The sequence below is a fragment of the Planomonospora algeriensis genome (genome assembly GCF_977012225.1).
The window spans coordinates 1-3,758 of the sequence record NZ_CDRNDK010000549.1 but is presented as its reverse complement, the minus strand read 5'-3'; the positions used below and the strand labels follow the sequence as shown (position 1 = coordinate 3,758).

Annotated in this window: 4 protein-coding genes and 1 pseudogene; all 5 read right to left on the bottom strand. The window is 76.4% G+C overall.

What is annotated here, in order from left to right:
• A partial coding sequence (locus tag ACWJ6R_RS32215) for a hypothetical protein (RefSeq protein ID WP_449065833.1) occupies nt 1-606 on the bottom strand: 606 nt, incomplete at its 3' end.
• Complete coding sequence (locus ACWJ6R_RS32210; RefSeq protein WP_449065832.1) at nt 599-1,876, bottom strand: M16 family metallopeptidase; 1,278 nt, start codon at nt 1,874-1,876, stop codon at nt 599-601. The genes ACWJ6R_RS32210 and ACWJ6R_RS32215, both read right to left, overlap by 8 nt.
• Nucleotides 1,873-2,316: a hypothetical protein gene (locus ACWJ6R_RS32205; RefSeq protein WP_449065831.1), complete on the bottom strand. Its 444-nt coding sequence runs from the start codon at nt 2,314-2,316 to the stop codon at nt 1,873-1,875. Before ACWJ6R_RS32205 ends, ACWJ6R_RS32210 begins: the two co-directional genes overlap by 4 nt.
• A 501-nt stretch (nt 2,317-2,817) precedes the next feature.
• The gene (locus ACWJ6R_RS32200) at nt 2,818-3,435 is read right to left on the bottom strand and encodes a flavoprotein (protein ID WP_449065830.1); all 618 of its coding nucleotides are present in this window, start codon (nt 3,433-3,435) and stop codon (nt 2,818-2,820) included.
• Nucleotides 3,428-3,758 (bottom strand): annotated as a pseudogene (locus ACWJ6R_RS32195) (hypothetical protein); the annotation flags it as partial. The pseudogene ACWJ6R_RS32195 and the gene ACWJ6R_RS32200, both read right to left, overlap by 8 nt.

Below are 3,758 nucleotides of genomic sequence, written 5' to 3'. Positions count from 1 at the left end.
CGCGGGGGCCCGCCATCCGGCCAGCGCGCGCTCCGCGGCGTCGGCCGATCGACGCGGGTCGTCCGGGGAGAGGATCACCAGGACCGCGCCGCGCGGATCGGACGGCCGGCGCCGTACCTCGGTGATCGCCGCCAGCTCGTCCTCACCCGGCATCGGGAACGCCGCCGGATGGTCGCCGAACAGGTGCCGTGCGAGCTCCGTCCGCACCATGACGTCGAGGTGCGCCCCGGCCACCTTGAGCTGCGCGATCAGGTGGCCGCGGGCCGGCTCGACCTCGGCGGGCACGTCCCGCACCACCTGGGCCAGCCTCCGTGCCAGCGCGTCCGCGTCGGGCAGCGGGCAGCAGGCGGCGGCGGTCAGCTGATGGACGTCGGCCGTCACGTCCAGCTCCACGCCGTCCCCGGTGTCCCCGCCGTTCTCGGCGTCCCCGGCGTCCCGCCCCCGCGACAGGCAGGCCGCCAGCAGGATCGACTCGGCCAGCTCGGCCCGGGTCGGGCAGGGGGAGGGCAGGAGCAGTCGTGCCTCGACCAGGGGGGTCGCGCCGTGCCGTACCGCCAGCACGCGCAGCCCGTCGGCCGGCGCGCGGTCGACGAGGTCCTTACCCACGGTCCCTCCCCGGGAGGACCCGCAGCAGCGCGCGGGAGGGCCGGCGCAGGCCGCGTGCCGCCGCGGCCACGTCGGCGGCGCCCACCCCGGCGTACAGCTCGGGCAGCCGCGCGGCCAGTCCGGGATCGCCGAACAGCAGCTCGAAGCGCCCGAGCACGCGCACCCGGTCGGCGAGCCGGTCCATGGAACGGTGGTGGGACAGCAGCCAGGCGGTACGCCGGCGCCGCAGTTCCCCGTCCGCGGGTCCGGCGGCGCCGAGCGCGTCCAGTTCGGCGTCCACGGCGGCCAGCACCCGTTCGGCCGGAAGGTCCGCCGGGTGGATCGCGGTGAGCACCCACATGTCGGGGTCGCGGGCGTCGAGCAGGTCGAACAGGCCGACGCGGGCCGAGAAGGAGACGTTGTGCCCGGTCTCCCGGTGCAGCCGTTCCCGCAGCCGGGGCCGTGCACCGCCGGCCAGCACGCCGGCCAGGGCGGACAGCGCGAGGTGCGCCTCGGGACGGGCGGCCGGATCGGGCACCCGGTGACCGAGGGCGAAGGCGGGCAGCGGCGCCAGCGGGTCCGCGTACTCGGCCACCGCCTGCCCCACGGGTCCCGGTTCCCCGTACGGCGCGGGCGGGGCGACGGGGCGGGGGGCGACGGTCCCGAAGGCGCGCTCGACGACCTCCAGCACCGCCTCGGGCTCGACGTCGCCCGCGACCGTCACCACCGCGTTGCCCGGACCGTAGTGCCGGTCGAAGAACTCCACGCAGTCGGCGACGGTCACGTGCTGGAGGGTGGCGTAGTCGCCGTACCCGTCGTGGGCGTTGGCGAAGGAGCGGAACAGCACGGGGGAGAGGCGGGGCCAGGGGAAACCGCCGTAGGGCTTGCGGATCTTGCCCAGGATCTCCTCGCGGATCACCGAGATCTGGGTCCGGACGGCCCGCTCGGTGATCACGGGGGCGCGCATGCGGCCGGCCTCCAGCGCGATCACGTCCGCGACCGCGTCGGCGGGGACCACGCTGTAGAAGTCGGTGTAGTCCTGGCGGGTGGAGGCGTTGCAGAACCCCCCGGCGCGTTCGACCTGCTGGAAGTGGCTCGGCCCGGTGCCGGCGGCGCTCTGGAACATCAGGTGCTCGAACAGGTGGGCCAGGCCCGAGGAGCCTTCGGCCTCCGCGCGGAAGCCGATGCCGTAGTGCACCGCGACGCCGGCCACGGGGGCGGAGTGCTCCTCCTCGATGACGATCCGCAGTCCGTTGGAGAGCGTCACACGCGTGATCTCGGCGGTGTTCACGGACGGACCACCCCGCCGGGGGAGGGCAGCAGCCGCCCGGCGCCGGCCGTGTCGATCACGTCGGCGACGAGCCCGAGGTACTCCACGAGGACGTCGTTCCACTTCAGGTAGGCGGCGAAGTCGTGCAGGTGGGTCAGGAAACGCAGCGCGGTCGTCCTGCCTACGGCGGCGAGGTCCAGTGCGGCGCCGTAGCCGTCCAGGACGCGGCCGATGAACAGGTCGAAGTCGAGGTCGCGGCGCGCGCCGAACCGGCGGACCGACTCGCGGAGCTCCACCAGCTCGCCGATGATCCACCCCACGTCGGACTCCGGCGGGCCGGCGGCCAGGTTCTCCCCGGTCAGCAGGGCGCCGTGCGCACCGGGGGCCAGGGGCAGGAGGATGCCCAGGCCGGGGCCGCCGTGCAGCAGGGCGCGCGCGCCTCCGCGGGCGGGAGGCACCACGCCGCCGCCGTGGCCATCCGCTCCCGTCCCAGCACCTGGACCGCCCCGGCGGTGCAGCTCGGGGCGCGTCGCCGGGCCCGTGCCCGTCCCGCAGCCAGCAGAGCAGCCGCACCAGGCCGTCGGGGGACGGGAGCTCGGCCCGGGGCAGGGGTACGGCGTGCAACCGGGCGAGGGCCGCGCCGGTCTCCGCCAGGGTGTCCGCCGCGATCCGCGCGACGTCGTCGTCGCTCTCGCCCTCCCCCGGGCCGAGCAGCACGGCGGCGAGGGAGCGGGCCTGACCGGCCCGGTACGTCATGATGGCGGCGTCCGCGCGCTCCGGGAGCGTGAGCTCGACCCGCCCCCGCGCCGCCGTACGGACGGCGTCCAGGACGGCGGGGTCCGGGGTGCGGAGCGCGCCGCCCCGGTGCGGCCCGGGACGCCGGGCCCACCGGTAGTCCCCCTCGGCCGACCGGGCGATCGCGGTCAGCACGTAACCCGTGCCGTAGGAGTCACCGGCTCGGCTCACTGGTCCTCCTCCTTCCCGCGCGTGGCGCGCAGCTCGGCCAATCGTTCGATCAGGACGGGGAGCGGGGCCGCCCCCAGGGCGTCCCGCTTCCGGGTGTGGGCGCTCAGGACCGGCACCGGGTCGACGACCACGACGTTGGGCCGCTCCGCGATCGCGGCGCGGTGCCGCCGGTAGGCGTGGGAGGAGTCGGCCCCGGGCGGCAGGGCCGGCGCGATCCCGATCGGCGCGGAGGTGCACTGGAGCGCCAGCAGCATCGGGGTGTCGGCGAGACCGCCGGCGAACCGGCCCAGGAAGTGGTAGGTCGCCGGATAGACCACCACCGCGTCGGCCCAGCTCGCGTACTCCACGTGCGGCGACCCCGGTCCCGGATCGTCCGGCCAGGCGTCGACGGGCACGTCCCCGCCGATGAGGGCCGCGATCGCCTGCCGGCTGACGAACCGCTCCGCGCTCCTGGTCACCACCACCCGGACGTCCAGGTCCGGGTAGGAGCCCCGCAGCCAGTTGAGCCAGTACGGCAGGAAGGCGGCGCCGAGCGAGCCGGTGGCCAGGATGAGCAGGCGCTCGCCGGGGAACGGCGGTGGCGGCGGGGTCTGGAGCCGCCCGGTCTCACTCATCGGCGTCCGCCACGGCGTGCAGCGGGTGCTCGGCGTCCGCCACGGCGTGCAGCGGGTGCTCGGCGTCCGCCACGGTGTGCAGCAGGTGCTCGGCGTCCGCGAGCGCCGCCGGGAAGCCCTCGGCCGCCACGACGCCGGCGAGGTTGAGGACGACCTCCCCGACGCCCGCTTCGCGGTAGCCGCGCAGCCGTTCGGCGACCTCCTCCGCTGTGCCGTACACGTAGACGCCCGCCTCGACCAGGGCCGCGGCGCCGGCGCGCGGGTCGGCCGGATCGGCGGGCACCCCGGCCCGCCGCAGCATGTCGGTGTAGTGCGGGGCCCGC